This is a genomic window from Cytobacillus sp. OWB-43, assembly GCF_034651445.1.
In the GTDB taxonomy this organism is placed as follows: domain Bacteria; phylum Bacillota; class Bacilli; order Bacillales; family Cytobacillaceae; genus Cytobacillus; species Cytobacillus kochii.
This window is the reverse complement of the sequence record NZ_JAYEFF010000001.1, coordinates 1,882,549-1,903,251: the sequence shown is the minus strand read 5'-3', so window position 1 is coordinate 1,903,251 and position 20,703 is coordinate 1,882,549. Positions and strand designations below refer to the sequence as shown.

Genomic DNA, 20,703 nt, shown 5'->3' with positions numbered 1-20,703 from the left:
TATTTTCATTGATTTCCTTTTTTACTAAATAATTCGCCTATAATAAATGCTAAAACAACCATAAGCTTCCTCTTATTGAATTTAAAATTCTTGTTTATTCCAACTTTGCGCAGGAGATACTATCCATTAACAGCAAGAAAATGTTCAGGAGGGAATAGGATGAGTTGGACGGGAATTGCATTGTTTGTACAGCTATTTTTTGGGATTGTTATTGGGCTTTATTTTTGGAACTTACTTAAAAACCAACGTACTCAAAAAGTCTCTATTGATAGAGAGTCTCGTAAAGAAATGGATCAATTAAAGAAGATGAGGTCAATTAAACTGTCAGAACCTCTGTCAGAGAAAGTTAGGCCAGCGACCTTTGATGATATTGTAGGTCAAGAAGATGGCATAAAATCACTTAAAGCGGCACTTTGTGGACCAAATCCCCAGCATGTCATCATTTATGGGCCTCCTGGAGTAGGTAAAACAGCTGCAGCCAGATTAGTATTAGAAGAAGCAAAGAAAAATCAAAAATCACCATTTAAACCATCCTCCGTCTTTATTGAACTAGATGCGACAACCGCTCGTTTTGATGAGAGAGGAATTGCAGATCCTCTTATTGGATCTGTACATGATCCCATTTATCAAGGGGCAGGAGCGATGGGGCAGGCAGGAATCCCACAACCAAAACAAGGAGCAGTCACAAATGCCCATGGTGGGGTCTTGTTTATAGATGAAATTGGAGAGTTACATTCTATTCAGATGAATAAGTTGTTAAAAGTGTTGGAAGATCGCAAAGTATACCTCGAAAGCGCTTATTATAATGAGGAAAATATGCAAATTCCTTCTCATATACATGATATCTTTAAAAATGGTTTACCGGCAGATTTTCGGTTAGTGGGTGCCACTACAAGAACACCTAACGAATTGCCTCCAGCTATTCGTTCCCGTTGTATGGAAGTGTTTTTCCGGGAATTAACAGAAGAAGAAATCGCAGAAGTTGCTAAAAAAGCAGCTGATAAAGTGAACTTAAAAATAAGTGAACAAGCTTTACAAACATTAGCATCTTATGCAAGAAACGGTCGTGAATCAGTCAACTTAGTACAAACGACAGCGAGTCTAGCAATACAAGAAGAGCGCGATTATATTAAGGACGAAGATGTCGAGTGGGTGATTCAATCAAGTCAGTTAGTGCCGAGAATGGAAAGAAAAATCGGAGAAACAGCAAAGGTTGGTTTAGTTAATGGCTTGGCTGTTCATGGACCTAATTCTGGTGCTTTATTAGAGATTGAAGTTACTGTGATTCCTGCTAAAGAAAAAGGATCAATTAATATTACAGGAATTGTAGAAGAAGAAAGTATTGGCGGACAAGGAAAATCGATTCGAAGAAAGAGTATGGCACGTGGCTCAATTGAGAATGTGATTACAGTTCTTCGCTCAATGGGCGTACCTGCAGATGATTATGATATTCATGTGAACTTCCCTGGTGGTGTACCGATTGATGGCCCATCTGCTGGGATTGCAATGGCTACAGGTATATATTCAGCTATTTATAAACATCCGATAGACAATACAGTGGCAATGACAGGAGAAATTAGTATTCATGGTGCCGTTAAGCCTATTGGCGGCGTATATCCAAAAGTAAAAGCTGCTAAAAAAGCTGGAGCAAAAACCGTTATTATCCCTGAAGAGAATATGCAATCGATATTAAATGAAGTGGAAGGAATTCATATTGTTACCGTTAAAACGTTGAATGAGGTGTTCGAGTGCGCCCTCCACAAAGAATATCAACATGAAAAGCCGTTAATTTCACCACTAGATGCGTCAACGATTGATCTTGCTAAAAAGGAAAGTATGTAAGGTAATAACTTCGGCAACAGCTGCCGGAGTTTTTATTCCTTTCGTTTTAAAGTCCTATAAATAGGGAATGAAATAAGTAATTGTCAAGCGAGAAATGAAGAAAACAAACAAAACGGTTGTACTTTTTAACTCTTTTAGCAAAGGAACTAGATTAAAAAAGTCGACACTGTGAAGTAAATAAGATAAAATTGTACAAAGAAAATGAATTGAAATCTTGATACATATGCATTTTGGAGGTGCAAGTATATGACGAATAAGAAAGAGATCATCGTCCCCCTCCTGCCGCTTCGAGGTTTGCTCGTTTATCCTACAATGGTCCTGCACTTAGATGTAGGTCGTGATAAATCAGTACAAGCACTTGAAAAAGCAATGGTAGATGACCATTTAATCTTTTTAACAACACAAAAGGACATTTCTATAGATGAGCCTGACAGCAATGAATTATATCATTTAGGTACTCTTACTCGGGTAAAACAAATGCTCAAATTGCCAAATGGTACGATTCGTGTACTAGTAGAAGGACTTAAACGTGCAAAAATAGCAGAGGTTTTAGATGATGAAGACTATTTTTCAGTAAAAGTGGAAGCATTCGAAGAGCCTGAATCTCGCGATGTAGAAGACCAAGCATTAATGCGTACTCTTTTAAGTCATTTTGAACAATACATAAAAGTATCTAAAAAAATATCAACAGAAACATTTACATCTGTTACAGATATTGAAGAACCCGGTCGTTTAGCTGATATTATTGCTTCTCATCTTCCTTTAAAACTTAAAGAGAAACAGGAAATCTTGGAGACGATTAATATAAAAGATCGTTTGAATCGTGTGATCAGCATTATTCATAACGAAAAAGAAGTGCTTAATTTAGAAAAGAAAATCGGTAATCGGGTAAAGAAATCGATGGAAAGAACGCAGAAAGAATATTATTTGCGTGAACAGATGAAAGCCATTCAAACCGAATTAGGCGATAAAGAAGGTAAAACAGGAGAAATTGCAGATTTAAAAGCGAAAATCACAGAAGCAAATATGCCTAGTAATGTAGAAAATACTGCATTAAAAGAGTTAAATCGTTACGAAAAGGTTCCTTCTAGTTCGGCAGAGAGCTCTGTTATTCGTAATTATATCGATTGGTTATTAGCTATACCTTGGTCTAAAGAAACGGTCGATGATTTAAACATCAACAAAGCAGAGAAAATCCTTGATCGAGATCATTATGGTTTAGAGAAAGTAAAAGAGAGAGTGCTTGAGTATTTGGCGGTTCAACAGTTAACGAACTCTTTAAAAGGCCCTATCCTCTGTCTCGTTGGACCTCCGGGTGTAGGGAAAACAAGTCTCGCGAAATCAATCGCCTCCTCACTCAACCGTAATTTTGTCCGGGTATCTTTAGGCGGTGTCCGTGATGAATCAGAAATTCGCGGCCATCGAAGAACATATGTTGGTGCAATGCCTGGTAGAGTGATCCAGGGAATGAAAAAAGCAGGAACAGTCAATCCAGTATTTTTATTAGATGAGATTGATAAAATGTCTAATGATTTTCGTGGAGACCCTTCATCAGCAATGCTTGAAGTATTAGATCCTGAGCAAAATCATAACTTCAGTGATCACTATATTGAAGAGACGTATGATTTATCGAAGGTTATGTTCATTGCTACGGCTAACAATTTAAGTACAATTCCAGGACCATTATTAGATCGCATGGAAGTTATTTCAATTGCTGGTTATACAGAACATGAGAAGCTTCATATTGCCAAGGACCATCTTCTGCCAAAACAAATTAAAGAGCATGGTCTTTCGAAATCTCAATTGCAAGTGAGAGATGATGCTGTTCAAGGTGTTGTCCGCTATTATACAAGAGAAGCTGGTGTTAGGAGTTTAGAACGTCAACTGGCTGGTATTTGTAGAAAAACGGCAAAGATTATTGTATCAGAGACGAAAAAAAGAGTTGTAGTTACGGCGAAATCCCTTGAAGATTTCTTAGGTAAGAAACGTTTTAGATACGGCCAAGCGGAATTAGAGGATCAAGTCGGTATCGCTACAGGACTTGCTTATACAACTGTAGGCGGAGATACACTTCAAATCGAAGTCTCTTTATCAAAAGGTAAAGGCAAGTTAGTCTTAACTGGTAAACTTGGTGATGTGATGAAAGAATCCGCTCAAGCAGCTTTTAGTTATGTGCGTTCAAATGCGAAGGAATTAGGGATTGATGAGAATTTTCATGAGAAATTCGATATTCATATTCATGTTCCAGAAGGGGCTGTCCCTAAAGATGGTCCATCTGCAGGAATCACAATGACTACTGCACTTGTTTCAGCATTAACCGGTGTACCAATTAGAAGAGAAGTAGGAATGACAGGTGAAGTAACGTTGCGTGGTCGTGTCTTACCTATCGGGGGATTAAAGGAGAAATCACTAAGTGCTCATCGAGCGGGATTAACGAAAATTATCTTACCGAAAGATAATGAAAAGGATATAGATGATATTCCAGAATCGATTCGTGAGGAACTTTCATTTGTGCTTGTATCCCATGTAGATGAAGTGCTTAAAGCAGCGTTAGTAGACGGGGTGGAACAATGAAGGTTGTAAGTTCAGATATTGTCATCAGTGCCGTAAAGCCTGAGCAATATCCAGATGTAGAATTACCAGAATTCGCATTAGCAGGTCGATCGAATGTAGGGAAATCTTCTTTTATTAATAAAATGTTGAATCGTAAAGGATTAGCAAGAATATCTTCTAAGCCTGGTAAAACGCAAACATTAAACTTTTATCTTATTAATGAAATCTTACATTTTGTTGATGTACCAGGATATGGCTATGCAAAAGTGTCAAAAAAAGAAAGGGAAGCATGGGGGAAAATGATTGAGACCTACCTCACTTCTCGAGATCAATTACGAGCGGTTGTTCTGATTGTGGATTTAAGACATCAGCCTACTAAAGATGATGTTATGATGTATGAATTCCTTAAACATTATGAGATTCCTTGTATCATTATTGCCACAAAAGCCGATAAAGTGCCAAAATCAAAATGGCAGAAACATATTAAAGTGACGAGAGAAACCCTTGATGTTGACCCTAGTGACTCCCTTATCTTATTCTCTTCAGAAACAGGAAAAGGGAAAGAGGAAGCATGGGCTGTTATTAAAGGATTGATGTAATCGGGTTCAAGGTTAAAATCAAACAAACATTTAAAAAGGCGAACAAACCGGACAAAGCCGGATTTGTTCGCTTTTTTTTGTTAAAGATTTAATTCGCTATATCTTTCATCTTGGTAGTATTAATGGTTATCAAAATAAGTTAAAAGTTAATCATTTTTTGAGAAGTTTACGTTTATTTTTCTGAATTTAGGGAAATTAGACTATGTACGTGAATTTTGGTTTACATAATTTCACTTGTGAATCAAGTGAGCCCTTTTCCCGCTATACTTAGTAATAGAGATGATATAGGAGGATACATGTTTAATAAGGAGGATAGAGTATAAGAGGGATGTGTGAGACTTTCTTACAGTTTTATATCTCAAAATATCATAAAATATGAATTTTGAGAATAATTTGTAAGAGTGGTAAGGTTGATAGCGTATATGAAAAAAGAACATACAAGGGGGATATTTTACTAGTGAAAAAGATACTTAAAGGAATGATTGTTGCTGCATCTGTAGCTGTATTAGCTGCATGTGGCTCAAATGAAGAAGCGAGTAGTGGAGGAATGGATTTAGCAGAGGAAGGGAAATTCACTTATGCTTCATCGGGAGAATTTAATCCATTTAGTGTAACGCAAGATGATGGTTCAATGACAGGTTTCGACATTGAAGTAGCAGAAGCAGTTGCAAAAGAGCTAGGACTAGAACCAGTGCAGCAAAAATTTAAATTCGGTGGAATTGTTGAAGGTGTAAAATCAGGACGTTTTGATGCCGCTGTTGCTAGTCATACAATAACAGAGGAAAGATTACAAGCTGTTGATTTCTCGATTCCTTACTACTATTCAGGCCCACAAATTTATGTGAGACCGGATAGTGATGTAGAAACATTAGAAGATTTAGAGGGTCTTGAAGTAGCTGTAGCTAAAGGAACAACGTATCAAAAAACAGTATCAGAAGTTACAGATAATATTAAGTTTTATGATAGCGATGTCGTAGCACTCGAGGCTTTATCTAGTGGAAAGCATGATGCTGTAATTACCGATTTTGTTACAGGTAAAGAAGCGATCGGTGCGGGTATGAATATTGAGGGAAAACAGCTTTTAGAAAAAAGTGAGCAAGCGATTGCTGTAGCCAAAGACAATGACGAGCTACTTGAAAAAATTAACGATGCATTAGAGAAGCTTCATGAAGATGGAACCTTGACTGAAATTAGCAAGGAATATATCGGCGAAGATATTACTGTAGAATCAGAAGAATAATTTTCTGTTGGCGAATGCATCTCCGTTTATTGCGTGTGCATTCGCCTCTTCTATCTAAAGAGAAAATACATTTTACCTTAAGGAGGAAATATGGACATACTAACAACGTTTGTTGACACCTTCCCAATGTTTTTTGAGGGAATGCTCCTAACTTTTCAATTAACAATAGTCTCAATTTTTATTGCTATTTTTATCGGTCTCTTTTTTGCAATGTTAAAGATATCTAAAGTGAAAGTATTAGAGTGGGTTGCGGACCTCTATATCTTCTTAGTCAGAGGAACACCTCTCGTTGTGCAAATTTTTATCTTTTATTTCGGTTTAACTTCATTAAATATTTCCGGTTTTTGGTCCGTTGTTTTAGGTTTAGCCTTCCATAATGGTGCCTATATTGCAGAGATTTTTAGAGGAGCCATTCAATCTATTGAAAGTGGTCAAATGGAGGCAGGTCGATCCCTAGGGATGAGTGCAGGCTTAACAATGCGAAGAATTATTTTACCACAAGCAAGCAGACGTGCTTTGCCACCACTCGGGAACCAATTTATTATCGCGTTAAAGGATTCTTCACTAGCTTCGTTTGTAGGTGTCTATGAGCTCTTTAATATTGCCACAACACAAGGATCAATCAATTATGATTATATGACTTACTTATTGATTGTTGCCGTCTATTATTTAGTGCTTGTTCTTCTATTTACAGTTATTGTGAACCTTGTTGAGAAGAAAATGTCTAATAGTGAGCGATAGAAAGGGATGAATGTAGATGAGTGAATCAGTTATGATTAGTATAGAGAAATTAAATAAGTCTTTTGGTGATCTTCATGTATTAAAAGATATTGATTTTACAGTAAAAGAAAGCGATGTTGTTTGTCTAATAGGTGCCAGTGGTTCTGGTAAAAGCACATTACTAAGATGTCTTAACTTTCTAGAATTAAAAGATAGTGGAACAATTACATTAGAGGGTGAAGTAATAGAAAAGGACTCTCATGACTTAAATGAAATTAGACAGAGAGTTGGAATGGTGTTTCAGCACTTTCATCTTTTCCCTCATAAAACAGTCATACAAAATATAATGGAAGCACCGATGCAAGTGAAAAAATTATCGAAAAAGGAAGCAGAGGAACAAGCGTTAGTACTCTTAGATAAAGTTGGCTTATCGGATAAGAAAGATGTTTATCCATCTAAACTATCGGGTGGTCAAAAGCAGCGTGTTGCCATTGCGAGGGCATTAGCGATGAAGCCGGATGTAATGCTGTTTGATGAACCAACTTCTGCACTAGACCCAGAATTAGTTGGTGAAGTGTTAGCAACAATGAAAGAACTTGCTGAAGAAGGAATGACGATGATTGTCGTCACGCATGAAATGGGATTTGCGCGGGAAGTAGCAGATTGGGCAGTGTATATGCATGATGGTAAAATCGTTGAAGTCGGTCATCCTGAAGAGTTATTTAATCATCCAAAGGAAGAAAGAACGAAAAGCTTCCTAGATTCTGTTCTTTAAAAAGAGTTAATAATTAAAACGAAAAAACGAACATTTTCTTTGCAGATATGTTCGTTTTTTCAATGGAAGTTTCTAATAGATTATTTTCTTTTAATGAGGAAAAAGAGGCCAATGATAATAAAAATAGCAGGCCAGAATTTCGTTATGTATGAAATGATCTCACCGTAGCTACCTGCATATTGCGAAATTTTTTCATAAAATAATAAAGTAATGGCTAATACTAACATAAGAAACCCTTGCAAGAGGCCGTTGCCTGTTTTTAAGTAATATAATAAAAAGGCAAGGGCAATAATAAGGACAAAGGCACCAATATGATTAGGCCATATGCTTAAACGATCAACAATGATGAAATGTAAACCAAACCCAAAGAGAATCACACCGGGAAATATAGCATTATATTCTTTACCGCTATATGCTTGGATTAAAAAGGCCAAACCTGTAATAGCTAGTAATACTGGCCAGGTCAATAACGATTGTAAACTCTCAACCTGTAATTGCTGGATGAGAAAGAAACAGCCGTAGCCTACTAAGATAATACCGGCAAATAGTCGTTGACTTTTCATTTATTCACCACTTTCAGTTAGGTACACTTGAATATTAGGCAGATTTTTGGTATTGTACATAGTGGAGTGTTTATGATAATAAATATCAAATTATAATAGTTCTAAAGTAATCATATACTACTCAAATATCATATCATATGTGTTCATACTCTGTTCACATTTTTTCGAAAAAGCTTGTAAAGATAATGTTATAATATATGTATGTAATTATGCAATTTTTTTGGGGGGTCTACTAAAAATGCATATCGTGGTCGTTGGTCTAAATTATAAAACAGCCCCTGTGGAAATTAGAGAGAGATTAACATTCGATCCTTCTCAATTGGGTGAAGCAATGCAAGCATTGCAACAAAAGAAAAGCATCTTGGAAAATGTAATTCTATCCACATGTAATCGGACCGAAATTTATGCGGTTGTTGATCAACTGCATACAGGAAGATATTATATTAAAGAATTTTTAGCCGATTGGTTTCAAATAGATCAAAATGAATTTTCGCCCTTTCTTTTTATTTATGAACATGATGGTGCGATAGAGCATTTATTTAAAGTCGGTAGTGGATTAAACTCAATGGTTCTAGGAGAAACTCAAATTTTGGGCCAAGTTCGCTCTAGCTTTTTGCAAGCGCAAGTTGAACATACAACTGGAACAATTTTCAATCAATTATTTAAGCAGTCCATTACATTTGCTAAAAAAGCACATTCCGAAACAGATATTGGTGCAAATGCTGTATCTGTCAGTTATGCTGCAGTTGAGCTTGCTAAGAAAATATTCGGTCTAATTACGAATAAGCAAGTACTTATTCTTGGAGCAGGTAAAATGGGCGAATTAGCGATACAACATCTTCATGCAAATGGTGCGAATGTTACGGTTATTAATCGTACTTTTGAGAAAGCGAAAAATTTAGCACACCGCTATGAAGGGCAAGCGAAATTAATGCAAGAATTACAATGTGCATTAGTGGAAGCCGATATCGTGATTTCTTCTACAGGTGCAAACAGTTATATGATTACAAAAGAGATGATGGCAGATGTAGAAAGATTGCGGAAAGGTAAGCCATTATTTATGGTCGATATTGCTGTCCCACGTGATTTAGATCCAGCACTCGCTGATTTAGATAGCGTTTTCTTATATGATATTGATGATCTAGAAGGTATTGTTGAAGCGAATTTGCAAGAACGTAAAAAAGCAGCGGCGAAAATTCAATTATTAATCGAAGGAGAAATCGTTGAATTTAAACAATGGCTTAAACTTCTAGGTGTTGTACCTGTCATCTCTGCTTTAAGAGAGAAAGCTCTTGCTATTCAGGCTGACACAATGAAAAGTTTGGAAAGAAAGCTTCCTAACCTAACAGAACGTGAAAGAAAAGTGGTTAGCAAGCACACGAAGAGTATTGTGAACCAAATGTTGAAAGACCCTGTATTACAAGCAAAAGAATTGGCAGGACATAAAAATGCTGATAAAGCATTAGAATTGTTCGTGAAAATATTTAATATAGAAGATCTTGTTGTCCAGCAAATCGAAAAACAAGAACAACCAAAATCAGATCGTGTAAAGGTGCAACAGACATCCTTTCAATCATAAAAAGGGGTACTGTCCATGTTTGATATCTATATGGCACGCCTGCATGAATTTACTGTCGTTCTTTATGCAGCGAGTGTACTTCTCTACTTTATTGACTTTTTAGCAAGTAACCGGAAGGCCAATCGTGTCGCCTTCTGGTTACTTGCATTTGTATGGGGATTACAGACGGTATTCTTATTACTCTATATGTGGAATACGGGTAGATTCCCTGTATTAACGATATTTGAAGGTTTATACTTCTACGCATGGGTACTTATTACATTTTCTTTAATTATTAATCGCATTATGAAAGTCGATTTTATCGTTTTCTTCACAAATGTACTTGGTTTTTTTATTATGGCTTTACATACATTTGCTCCTATTGAGATTGAATCAGATGTGCTGGCGAATCAATTGATGTCTGAGCTCCTCTTTTTTCATATTATTGGTGCGATTCTCTCATATGGTGCTTTTTCATTGTCATTTGTATTTGCTCTTTTATATTTGATTCAATATGATTTGTTGAAGAGGAAAAAGTGGGGTTCAAGGCTTATTCGAATTGCGAATTTATCACAACTAGAAAAAATGTCTTATCTATTTGCTAGTATAGGGGTGCCTATGTTAGTGATTAGTTTAATATTAGGGATACAATGGGCTTATATGAAATTACCAAATATGGTATGGTTGGATTCAAAAGTGCTTGGTTCCTTATTGGTACTCATTTTGTATAGTATTTACTTATATTTAAAGGTTGGCAGAGGAATGCGTGGTAAATCACTTGCTACTTGGAATGTGGCTGCTTTCCTTGTTGTATTAATTAATTTTTTCTTATTTGGAAGGTTATCGTCTTTCCATTTCTGGTATGAATAAGAAAAGGAATATGTTTTTAAAGAATAGGGAGGCTGTCATGAGAAAAATAATTGTCGGTTCAAGAAGAAGTAAGCTTGCGTTAACACAAACGAATTGGGTGATTGATCAGTTACGCCGTTTGAATCCTGCAGTTGATTTTGAAGTAAAAGAAATTGTGACAAAAGGAGATAAAATCCTGGATGTTACCCTTTCAAAGGTAGGAGGAAAAGGCCTATTCGTTAAAGAAATAGAACAAGCGATGTTAGATAAGGAAATTGACATGGCTGTACATAGTATGAAGGACATGCCAGCTGTCTTACCTGAAGGATTGACCATTGGTTGTATTCCGGAAAGAGAAGACTATCGAGATGCACTTATTTCCAAAGGCCATGTGAAATTAGCTGACTTAAAACCAGGTGCAATTGTCGGGACAAGTAGTTTAAGAAGAGGTTCACAAATTTTGGCTAAAAGACCAGATTTGGAAATTAAATGGATACGAGGGAATATTGATACACGTCTTGCTAAACTAGAAACAGAAGAATATGATGCCATTATTCTTGCTGCTGCCGGCCTATCAAGAATGGGATGGACGAAGGAGATCGTTACAGAATTTATTGATCCAGATATTTGTTTACCAGCTGTTGGTCAAGGTGCACTCTCTATTGAATGTAGAGAAGATGATCATGAACTAAGAAGGCTTTTAGATGCATTCACTTGTGAGGAAACGAAAAGAACAGTGCTTGCCGAGCGTGCATTTCTTCATAAAATGGAGGGCGGTTGCCAAGTGCCGATTGCAGGCTTTGCACGTTTAACTGAGAATGGTGAAGTAAGTTTGACTGGTTTAGTTGGTTCTCCAGATGGTCGTACGATTTATAAAGATATGGTTGTTGGTGATGATCCTGAGACAATAGGGTATCAAGTAGCAGAAAACTTATCGGAATTAGGTGCAAAAGCATTAATTGATGCTGTCAAAGAGGAGTTAGACGAAGGATGATTCATGAGGACAGTGCCTTACATGGAATGTCTGTCCTTATTCCCCGAAGTAAAGATCAATCGGAGGCTAGTGGTGATTTGGTCAGATCCCTTGGTGGACATCCAGTAATTATCCCATTAATTTCGTTTAGAGAAACAACAGAAGCCCATTCTTTAAAAACCCATGATTTCACACAATACCAATGGATTATTTTCACAAGCAGTGTGTCAGTTGAGGTGTTTTTTACATATGTGTCACAGAAGACAAACTTACCGAAGTTGGCCGTTATAGGAAAGAAAACAGCTGAAAAGTTATCACAATATGACTTGAAAGCTGATTTCATACCAACGGAATTTGTGGCTGAAACTTTTACCCTTGAATTTTTAGCAATTTTAGGGGATGAACAAAATATATTCTTGCCTAAGGGCAACTTGGCCCGAGATTATATTAAGCAAAAGCTTATGGAAGCAAAGCATAGAGTGACTGAACGAATCGTTTATGAAAATTTTTTTCCTGATGAGAGTAAACAATTATTAACGGGTCGCTTATTGAATGATGGCATTGATATACTATTATTTACCAGCCCATCAACGATTGATCACTTTATGGAAATCGTAGAGGGTCATGATTTGAAGAATCAAATAAGGAAGAGTATCATCGGTTGTATAGGACCAATAGCTGCAAAAAGAGCAGAATTTTACGGTTTGAAGGTACATGCTGTACCAACTATATATACATTTAAACATTTAATTAAGGAAGTAGTAAAAGTCATTTCTTAATCAAGTTGGAGGTAGTACAATGGATAGTCAATTTAATCGTCATCGCCGTTTACGTCGGACAGCTAATATGCGCAATTTGGTAAGAGAAACACATCTACATGTGGAGGATTTTATTTATCCAATTTTTGTTGCAGAAGGACAAGACATAAAAAAAGAAATTCCTTCTATGCCAGGCATTTATAATTTATCATTAGACCATTTAACTGAAGAGATGGATGAGGTTGTATCTCTAGGTATCCAATCTGTTTTATTATTTGGTGTTCCTCTTGAAAAGGATGCTTGTGGTACGCAGGCGTATCATGAACATGGAATTGTCCAAGAAGCAACAAGATTAATCAAGGAAAAGTATCCAGAAATTTTGGTCGTTGCAGATACTTGTCTTTGTGAGTATACTGACCATGGTCATTGTGGTTTGATTGAAAATGGCGAAATATTAAATGACGCTTCATTAGAATTACTTGTGCAAACAGCAATTAGTCAAGCAAAAGCAGGCGCAGATATTATTGCTCCTTCTAATATGATGGATGGATTTACAATCGCTATTCGTGAGGGCCTTGATGAGGCAGGCTTTGAACATATACCTGTTATGTCTTATGCAGTTAAATATGCGTCTGCTTTTTACGGACCATTTAGGGATGCTGCTGGCAGTACACCACAATTTGGTGATCGGAAATCATACCAAATGGACCCTGCAAACCGCTTAGAAGCAATGAGAGAGGCAGAATCAGATTTAATGGAAGGTGCAGACTTCCTCATTGTAAAGCCTGGGATGCCTTATCTTGATATTGTTCGCGATGTGAAAAACAATATTAATTTACCACTTGTTACTTATAATGTAAGTGGCGAATACTCGATGGTAAAGGCCGCTGCACAAAATGGCTGGATTGACGAAGAAAGAATCGTGCTTGAGATGTTAACAGGGATGAAAAGAGCTGGTAGTGATTTAATTATTACTTATCATGCAAAAGATGCTGCCAAATGGATGAACTCACACAAATAAGAAAAGAGGGATGTTTATGCGTTCATATGAAAAGTCACAAGCCGCATTTAAAGAAGCAGTTAAATTGATGCCTGGTGGAGTAAACTCCCCAGTGCGTGCTTTTAAATCGGTTGATATGGATCCGATTTTTATGGAGAAGGGCCAAGGATCAAAAATCTATGATATTGATGGTAATGAATATATTGATTATGTCCTTTCATGGGGACCACTGATTTTAGGACATGCTAATGAAAAAGTTGTTTCTGCGGTGAAGGAAGTTGCCGAAAATGGCACAAGCTTCGGGGCGCCAACGTTGATTGAAAATGAATTAGCACAGCTCGTCATCGATCGTGTTCCTTCAATTGATGTGATTCGTATGGTTTCATCAGGTACAGAAGCAACGATGAGTGCATTAAGATTAGCTAGAGGTTTCACAGGACGCAATAAAATAGTTAAATTTGAAGGCTGTTATCACGGTCATGGAGATTCTCTCTTAATTAAAGCCGGTTCTGGTGTAGCTACACTTGGATTGCCTGATAGTCCTGGTGTGCCTGAAGGTATTGCAAAGAATACGATTACAGTTCCATACAATGATCTTGAAGGTGTTAAATACGCTTTTGAACAATTTGGTGAAGATATCGCTGCCATCATTGTTGAACCTGTTGCTGGTAATATGGGAGTTGTCCCACCAGTAGAAGGATTTTTACAAGGGTTACGTGATGTGACAACTGAATACGGTGCCCTTCTTATTTTTGATGAGGTAATGACAGGTTTCCGTGTTGATTATAACTGTGCCCAAGGTTTCTTCGGCGTTACACCTGATTTAACTTGCTTAGGAAAAGTAATAGGTGGTGGACTGCCTGTTGGTGCTTACGGTGGTAAACGAGAAATTATGGAGCAGGTTGCACCAAGTGGCCCCATTTATCAGGCAGGTACATTATCAGGGAACCCGCTTGCGATGGCTGCCGGTTATGCAACATTAAGTCAATTAACACCGGATACGTATGCTAACTTTATTAAGAAAGCTGATAAACTCGAATTAGGCTTGAGAACAGCAGCAGAAAAATATGAGATTCCACATACAATTAACCGGGCAGGATCGATGATTGGACTATTTTTTACAAATGAAGATGTCATTAATTATGATCAAGCGAGAACGTCTAATCTTGACTTCTTTGCCTCTTATTATCGTGAAATGGCGCTTCAAGGCGTATTCCTTCCACCATCACAATTTGAAGGTTTATTCCTGTCTACAGCATTAACGGATAAAGATATTGATCAAACAATTGCCGCAGCAGAAAAGGCTTTTGCGAAATTGAAATAAGTTTTTAGCGAACAATTCCATTCCGGAATTTGTTCGCTTTTTTATTCTCGATCGAAAGATGCCAATCTTTTTGAGAGAGGGGCAAAGAGAAGAACAACGGTAGTTAGAATGAAAAAGAAAAAGGCTCACATCGAAAAATAGTCAAAGTGGATATAGTCACTTATGTAGAAAATAATTCTCTGTTGGAAAAGATGTGAGATTTTAAATTCGCAACCCCTAAATTAATCTATTCCTCTTTAACAATATAGTTATTCTATCGAAGACGTGCTCCTTTCTAAGTAAAGTAATCATAATTCACTTTTCCTCCTCATAAAGTGTAAGAGAAAAGATGTTATTGTTTTTGATGATATGGGAGGAGGAGTCGAATATGTCTCAAGGAAATCCGTCGAACTTGCGGTTTTCATTAGAGGAATCCGTTTGGTTTCAAAAAGGACAGGAAGTATCACAATTACTTTCGATTTCACTTGATCCGAATATAACGATTCAGGATAGTGAGCAGTATGTAACGATTCAAGGTGCACTAGAACTAACAGGCGAATATCATCGTGATGAATCAACCGAGGACAGTATGAATGAACCGCCATCTACATTAAGGTTTATCCAATCTGTGGAAGAAAGGGAAGAGGGGGTATGTGAGTTTACACACTACTTTCCTGTAGATATTACGATCCCGAATAACCGTATTGAGAGATTGGATGATATTGATGTCCAAGTAGAGTCATTTGATTATATGTTTCCTGAAAGAAGTTGCATGAAACTCCATGCTAATTTGACGATATCTGGTTTGTATGGTGACCAACAGCATGTGGCATATACTGAAGATGAGAATAATGTGCTTGAACTTGATACGGTAGAACGTTCAACGGTTCAGGATCAAGAAGAAGAAGACACAGACACCAGTCGTGAAGAAGAACAAACAACAGAAATTAACTTCTCCCTACCAGAGGAGAATGAAAAAGATGAAGATGTGTTTGTTGCTGAAGCGAAGCAGGAGCCAGAAGTGGTTGAAGAAGAACCGGTATTAAATCGCTCCTTACCTATTCTTGAGCCCCAAGAAGAAGAACCCATTGATATGCCAGAGGTTTCTTTTATAGCTAATCGATATGAAGAGAAAAAGCAGGAAGCAGAAGAGATTTTTGAGGTTAAGCAAGTAGAAGAAACAAAACCAGTTCAAGAGCTTGAAGAATTGAAAGATGAGCTTGAATCCTCTTCAGAAGAAGTGAAACCACAAAAGAAAAAAGTAAAGGGCAAGAAAAGCATGAGTTTGACGGAATTTTTTGCTCGTAAAGAAGATGAAGAACAATTGACGAAGGTTAAGGTATGTATTGTCCAGCCTAATGATACGATTGATCTTATTTCAGAAAGATATGATGTGACACCACAAACATTAATGAGAGCCAATCAACTAGAATTGAATAAAGAAGTGCATGAAGGCCAAGTTTTATATATCCCTGTAGCTGTTACGAACTAGCGGATAAGGGGAGTACATTAAGAGCAGATCTCATCGGTCTGCTCGCATTTTTATCAGTGTCACTTGTTTACTTACACAGTTTAGGTAAGCGAGGAAAGTGAGTGGTCTAAGTGGCAAAGGAAAATAGATTAAAAAAATATGGTCCGATCTTAAAACACTACGCACTTGAGCCAAATTTCATCGAAAGTTTTGGTAGCGTTCAAAAGGTTTACTCTAGCAAAGGTGTTTTTTCTTTAAAAAAAATAAAAGCAAATCATGGTGCGGACTTCATTCGTTATATTCAGCAATTATACCAAATGGGTTATAACCGGATCGTCCCGATTTATCCGACGGTTGATGGTAGGTATGCCGTTTTACACAACCAAAAGCTGTATTATTTAATGCCTTGGCTAGCTAATGAGATTAAAGAAGATCAATTTGAACGGCATCAACAAATGTTTAGAGAACTTGCTCGCTTGCATGTCTTAAGTACGAAAGAAGTGGAAGTCTCCAAAGAAGAACGTGAAGAGCATTATGAAAATACGTTACTAGAATGGGAAAAGCAGAGTGAATTTTTGGATGGTTTTATTGAAACATGTGAATCTAGGGAATATTTATCTCCTTATGAATTGATGTTTACACAATATTATAATGATATCGCTCAAGCTTTAACTTTCTCAACGAAGAAATTAAAGGATTGGTACGAAAAAACGAAGGAAGAGGAAAAAGTTCGTACAGCTGTTATACATGGAAAAATTTCTACCGAACATTTCTTGTATGATGAGCGCGGATATGGCTATTTTTTGAATTTTGAAGAAGCGAAGAGAAGTTCACCTATGCATGATCTTCTTCCGTTCTTATCAAGGTCATTAAAAACCTTTCCGAAGCGTGCGGACGATGCTGTCGATTGGATTTACACTTATTTTAAGCATTATCCGTTTAGAGAAGATGAAATGCTGTTATTTCAAAGTTATTTTGCTCATCCAGGGCCTGTCATTCGCGCAGCAGAAAAATATCATAATGGTAAGTCGAAAAAGAATGAAAGAAAGCATGTAGAGCATATACAAAGGCAATTTTGGTTATTAAAAAATACGGAATATGTGGCTATGAGGATTGATGAAATTGAGCGTCAGAAAAAACAAGCACAAGAAGCAGCTGAGAAGGCGAATGCAGAACAAGAAGGAGCCCAAAATGGATAAAACCTGGGCTCCTATATTCATTTTAAGAGAATCCAAATGGTAAACAAACTCACTCAGTAAAAGCAAGTTTTATATCTTAGGGTATACCTTTCTACCCCTCCTCGAAAGTTTACATTTAGGTAGTGGATTTCTCTTTTGCATCCTCATCCCGCGCATATTCCCTCATACATAGGCAGGCTCAAAATATGAGCAATTTTTTTTACAGGTTTGTTCCCTTTTTTTATTATCATGTATATAATAAAAAAAATTGGTCATCCTTATTGACTATAGTGACTATTTTTAGGTAGTATTACTTTATATTCAAACAAATGAAAAGCTTTGATAGGGAAGAGTACATTGGCGCTTTGCTTTAAGAGAGGAAAATCAATTGCTGTGAGATTTTCTAAGCGAACCCATTGGAAGGTCGCCCTGGAGCTTCTTTCGTGAACGTAGTTCTATTATTAGCGAAAGACGGGAACGCCGTTATCCATTCGAGAGTCAATTACTAAAGTTTATGGTAATTGAAAAAAAGGTGGTACCGCGGAAGCAACTCCATTCGTCCTTTTTGTGACGAGTGGAGTTTTTTATTTTGCTTTTGTTTGATTGTTAACGATAAGCGAATGTGAGAAAGGATGAATAGGCGATGGAAGAGAATAATATCACGATGCCAACAAAATATGACCCTCAGTCTATTGAACAAGGTCGTTATGATTGGTGGTTAAAAGGAAAATATTTTGAGGCAAAAGATGATCCGGAGAAAAAACCTTATACAATTGTGATACCGCCACCAAATGTAACGGGAAGGTTGCATCTTGGTCATGCATGGGATACAACGCTTCAAGATATTTTGACGAGAATGAAGCGCATGCAAGGGTATGATGTTTTGTGGTTACCTGGTATGGACCATGCAGGTATTGCTACTCAAGCAAAAGTTGAACAAAAACTGCGCGAAGAAGGAAAAAGTCGTTATGATCTTGGTCGTGAAGCGTTTGTAGAGGAAACGTGGAAATGGACGAATGAATATAAAGGACATATTAGACAACAATGGTCTAAGCTTGGTCTCGGTCTAGATTATAACCGTGAACGCTTTACACTAGACGAAGGGTTATCAGATGCTGTACAAGAAGTTTTCGTTGCTTTATACAATAAAGGTTTGATTTATAGAGGCGAGTATATTATTAACTGGGACCCTTCTACTCAAACAGCTTTATCAGATATAGAAGTGATCCATAAAGATGTTCAAGGGGCGTTCTATCATATGCGCTATCCATTAACAGATGGTAGTGGTCATATTGAAATTGCGACAACAAGACCTGAAACGATGCTAGGTGATACAGCGGTTGCCGTTCACCCTAAAGATGAGCGTTATCAACACTTGATTGGTAAAACGGTGAAACTACCTATTACTGGAAGAGAAATTCCGATTGTTGCAGATGATTATGTTGACATGGAATTTGGTTCAGGAGCAGTAAAAATTACACCAGCTCATGACCCAAATGACTTTGAAATTGGTAATCGTCATAACCTAACAAGAATTCTAGTAATGAATGAAGACGGGTCAATGAATGAGAATGCTGGCAAATATCATGGGCTAGATCGTTTCGAATGTCGTAAACAAATCGTTAAAGATTTGCAAGAAGAAGGTATTCTTTTTGAAATCGAAGAGCATCTTCATTCTGTTGGTCATTCAGAACGTAGTGGAGCAGTTGTAGAACCTTATTTGTCTACCCAATGGTTTGTAAAAATGCAACCACTTGCGGATGCGTCTGTTGAGTTACAAAAGGGTGAAGATAAAGTCAACTTCGTTCCAGATCGTTTTGAAAATACGTATTTACGCTGGATGGAAAATATTCGTGACTGGTGTATTTCTCGTCAACTTTGGTGGGGCCATCGCATCCCAGCTTGGTATCATAAGGAAACAGGTGAAGTATATGTAGGAACAGAAGCACCGAGTGATAGTGAGAACTGGAAACAAGATGAAGATGTGCTTGATACATGGTTTTCATCAGCGTTATGGCCATTCTCTACATTAGGTTGGCCGAATGAAGAAAGTGCTGATTTTAAACGCTATTATCCGACTGATGCGTTAGTAACCGGCTATGATATCATTTTCTTCTGGGTATCTAGAATGATTTTCCAAGGTATTGAATTTACTGATGGCCGTCCATTTAAAGATGTACTTATTCACGGATTGGTTCGTGATGCGGAAGGTCGTAAGATGAGTAAGTCACTAGGTAATGGTGTTGATCCAATGGATGTTATTGAGAAATATGGTGCAGACTCTTTGCGCTATTTCTTATCAACAGGAAGCTCACCAGGTCAGGATTTGCGTTTCAGCTTTGAAAAAGTAGAATCTACGTGGAATTTTGCCAATAAAATATGGAACGCTTCTCGATTTGCCTTAATGAACATGAATGGATTAACTTATGATGAAATTGATTTAACCGATGAAAAATCGGTTGCAGATAAATGGATTTTAACGCGCTTAAATGAAACAATTGAAACGGTAACAAGGTTGTCCGATCGTTATGAGTTTGGTGAAGTGGGCAGAATCCTCTATAACTTCATTTGGGATGATTTCTGTGACTGGTATATTGAAATGGCAAAACTGCCATTATACGGTGAAAATGAAGCGGCTAAACAGACAACAAGATCTGTTCTCGCTTATGTATTAGACCAAACAATGAGATTATTGCATCCATTCATGCCGTTTATTACAGAGGAAATCTGGCAAAACCTCCCTCATAAAGGAGAATCGATTACAGTTGCCTCTTGGCCGACTGTGAATGAAGAGCTTTCCGATAAAGCAGCAGCAGAAGAAATGAAACTGCTTGTGGAAATTATTCGTTCTGTACGTAATATTCGTGCAGAGGTAAACACACCATTGAGTAAGAAGATTGATATGCTCATCAAAACAAAAGATGAAAATGTACAGAAGGTTTTAAGTAAAAATGTTGGTTATATTGAACGCTTCTGTAACCCTGAGCAATTAACCATTGCGATTGATGCAAAAGCACCTGATAAAGCGATGACAGCAATTGTTACTGGAGCAGAAATTATTCTGCCATTAGCAGGTTTAATTAATATTGATGAAGAAATTGCTCGTCTACAAAAAGAATGGGATAAGTTAAATAAAGAAGTGGAACGTGTTCAGAAAAAATTAAGCAATGAAGGTTTTATTAAGAAAGCACCCGAAAAAGTAATCGCTGAAGAAAAAGCGAAAGAACAAGATTATAGCGAAAAACGTTCAGCAGTTGAAGCAAGAATGAACGAATTAAAAGGTGAATAAGGTATAATAGGAGAGGAGGCGAAATATCGTCT

Annotated in this window: 16 protein-coding genes and 1 other annotated feature; of the genes, 15 read left to right on the top strand and 1 reads right to left on the bottom strand. The window is 37.2% G+C overall.

Annotation, left to right across the window (positions count from 1 at the left end; genetic code table 11):
* Positions 1-159 precede the first annotated feature (159 nt).
* The 6 genes from lonB to U9M49_RS09375 all read left to right on the top strand — a co-directional run bounded on the left by lonB (position 160) and on the right by U9M49_RS09375 (position 7,729).
* Positions 160-1,842 carry an ATP-dependent protease LonB gene (gene lonB / locus U9M49_RS09400; protein ID WP_095372369.1) on the top strand — a complete coding sequence of 561 codons (1,683 nt, stop codon included), beginning with the start codon at positions 160-162 and terminating at the stop codon, positions 1,840-1,842.
* A gap of 246 nt (positions 1,843-2,088) precedes the next feature.
* Positions 2,089-4,416, top strand: coding sequence for an endopeptidase La (gene lon, locus U9M49_RS09395; RefSeq protein ID WP_095372370.1), 2,328 nt, complete (start codon positions 2,089-2,091; stop codon positions 4,414-4,416).
* The gene (yihA, locus tag U9M49_RS09390) at positions 4,413-4,994 is read left to right on the top strand and encodes a ribosome biogenesis GTP-binding protein YihA/YsxC (protein ID WP_322909646.1); all 582 of its coding nucleotides are present in this window, start codon (positions 4,413-4,415) and stop codon (positions 4,992-4,994) included. The genes lon and yihA overlap by 4 nt, the downstream gene beginning before the upstream one ends.
* Before the next feature lie 457 nt (positions 4,995-5,451).
* Entirely contained in the window at positions 5,452-6,234 is a 783-nt protein-coding gene (locus tag U9M49_RS09385; protein WP_095372372.1) for a transporter substrate-binding domain-containing protein, read from the top strand.
* A gap of 90 nt (positions 6,235-6,324) precedes the next feature.
* Positions 6,325-6,975, top strand: a complete 651-nt coding sequence (locus U9M49_RS09380) for an amino acid ABC transporter permease (protein WP_095372373.1) — start codon at positions 6,325-6,327, stop codon at positions 6,973-6,975.
* 16 nt (positions 6,976-6,991) lie between these two features.
* On the top strand, positions 6,992-7,729 hold the full coding sequence (locus tag U9M49_RS09375) for an amino acid ABC transporter ATP-binding protein (protein WP_307312704.1): 738 nt from the start codon (positions 6,992-6,994) through the stop codon (positions 7,727-7,729).
* 80 nt (positions 7,730-7,809) lie between these two features.
* Here the strand turns inward: U9M49_RS09375 and U9M49_RS09370 are convergent, their stop codons facing one another.
* Entirely contained in the window at positions 7,810-8,292 is a 483-nt protein-coding gene (locus U9M49_RS09370) for a LiaI-LiaF-like domain-containing protein (protein WP_095372375.1), read from the bottom strand.
* Between the two features lie 238 nt (positions 8,293-8,530).
* Between U9M49_RS09370 and hemA the strand changes: the two genes are divergently transcribed.
* The 9 genes from hemA to U9M49_RS09325 all read left to right on the top strand — a co-directional run bounded on the left by hemA (position 8,531) and on the right by U9M49_RS09325 (position 20,671).
* Positions 8,531-9,871 (top strand): glutamyl-tRNA reductase, encoded by a 1,341-nt coding sequence (hemA, locus tag U9M49_RS09365; RefSeq protein ID WP_322909645.1) that lies wholly within the window; start codon positions 8,531-8,533, stop codon positions 9,869-9,871.
* Between the two features lie 15 nt (positions 9,872-9,886).
* Positions 9,887-10,720: a cytochrome C assembly family protein gene (locus tag U9M49_RS09360; protein ID WP_322909644.1), complete on the top strand. Its 834-nt coding sequence runs from the start codon at positions 9,887-9,889 to the stop codon at positions 10,718-10,720.
* 37 nt (positions 10,721-10,757) lie between these two features.
* Entirely contained in the window at positions 10,758-11,693 is a 936-nt protein-coding gene (gene hemC / locus U9M49_RS09355) for a hydroxymethylbilane synthase (protein WP_095372378.1), read from the top strand.
* Positions 11,690-12,451, top strand: coding sequence for a uroporphyrinogen-III synthase (locus U9M49_RS09350; RefSeq protein ID WP_322909643.1), 762 nt, complete (start codon positions 11,690-11,692; stop codon positions 12,449-12,451). Before hemC ends, U9M49_RS09350 begins: the two co-directional genes overlap by 4 nt.
* Before the next feature lie 19 nt (positions 12,452-12,470).
* On the top strand, positions 12,471-13,451 hold the full coding sequence (gene hemB / locus U9M49_RS09345) for a porphobilinogen synthase (RefSeq protein WP_095372380.1): 981 nt from the start codon (positions 12,471-12,473) through the stop codon (positions 13,449-13,451).
* Between the two features lie 16 nt (positions 13,452-13,467).
* A complete protein-coding gene (gene hemL, locus U9M49_RS09340; RefSeq protein ID WP_095372381.1) occupies positions 13,468-14,754 on the top strand; it encodes a glutamate-1-semialdehyde 2,1-aminomutase in 1,287 nt (428 codons plus the stop codon).
* A gap of 367 nt (positions 14,755-15,121) precedes the next feature.
* A complete protein-coding gene (spoVID, locus tag U9M49_RS09335; protein WP_322909642.1) occupies positions 15,122-16,225 on the top strand; it encodes a stage VI sporulation protein D in 1,104 nt (367 codons plus the stop codon).
* 110 nt (positions 16,226-16,335) lie between these two features.
* Positions 16,336-17,403 (top strand): spore coat protein YsxE, encoded by a 1,068-nt coding sequence (gene ysxE, locus U9M49_RS09330; RefSeq protein ID WP_095372383.1) that lies wholly within the window; start codon positions 16,336-16,338, stop codon positions 17,401-17,403.
* A 309-nt stretch (positions 17,404-17,712) separates the two neighbouring features.
* Positions 17,713-17,949 (top strand) — a binding site (T-box leader).
* Between the two features lie 76 nt (positions 17,950-18,025).
* Positions 18,026-20,671: a valine--tRNA ligase gene (locus U9M49_RS09325; protein WP_322909641.1), complete on the top strand. Its 2,646-nt coding sequence runs from the start codon at positions 18,026-18,028 to the stop codon at positions 20,669-20,671.
* The last annotated feature ends 32 nt before the right edge of the window (positions 20,672-20,703 follow it).

Coding starts and splice junctions, on each gene's coding strand:
- U9M49_RS09325 (WP_322909641.1), top strand. CDS start 18,026: ATGGAAGAGAATAATATCACGATGCCAACAAAATATGACCCTCAGTCT.
- lonB (WP_095372369.1), top strand. CDS start 160: ATGAGTTGGACGGGAATTGCATTGTTTGTACAGCTATTTTTTGGGATT.
- U9M49_RS09375 (WP_307312704.1), top strand. CDS start 6,992: ATGAGTGAATCAGTTATGATTAGTATAGAGAAATTAAATAAGTCTTTT.
- hemL (WP_095372381.1), top strand. CDS start 13,468: ATGCGTTCATATGAAAAGTCACAAGCCGCATTTAAAGAAGCAGTTAAA.
- U9M49_RS09350 (WP_322909643.1), top strand. CDS start 11,690: ATGATTCATGAGGACAGTGCCTTACATGGAATGTCTGTCCTTATTCCC.
- yihA (WP_322909646.1), top strand. CDS start 4,413: ATGAAGGTTGTAAGTTCAGATATTGTCATCAGTGCCGTAAAGCCTGAG.
- U9M49_RS09370 (WP_095372375.1), bottom strand. CDS start 8,292: ATGAAAAGTCAACGACTATTTGCCGGTATTATCTTAGTAGGCTACGGC.
- hemB (WP_095372380.1), top strand. CDS start 12,471: ATGGATAGTCAATTTAATCGTCATCGCCGTTTACGTCGGACAGCTAAT.
- spoVID (WP_322909642.1), top strand. CDS start 15,122: ATGTCTCAAGGAAATCCGTCGAACTTGCGGTTTTCATTAGAGGAATCC.
- hemC (WP_095372378.1), top strand. CDS start 10,758: ATGAGAAAAATAATTGTCGGTTCAAGAAGAAGTAAGCTTGCGTTAACA.
- U9M49_RS09360 (WP_322909644.1), top strand. CDS start 9,887: ATGTTTGATATCTATATGGCACGCCTGCATGAATTTACTGTCGTTCTT.
- U9M49_RS09380 (WP_095372373.1), top strand. CDS start 6,325: ATGGACATACTAACAACGTTTGTTGACACCTTCCCAATGTTTTTTGAG.
- lon (WP_095372370.1), top strand. CDS start 2,089: ATGACGAATAAGAAAGAGATCATCGTCCCCCTCCTGCCGCTTCGAGGT.
- hemA (WP_322909645.1), top strand. CDS start 8,531: ATGCATATCGTGGTCGTTGGTCTAAATTATAAAACAGCCCCTGTGGAA.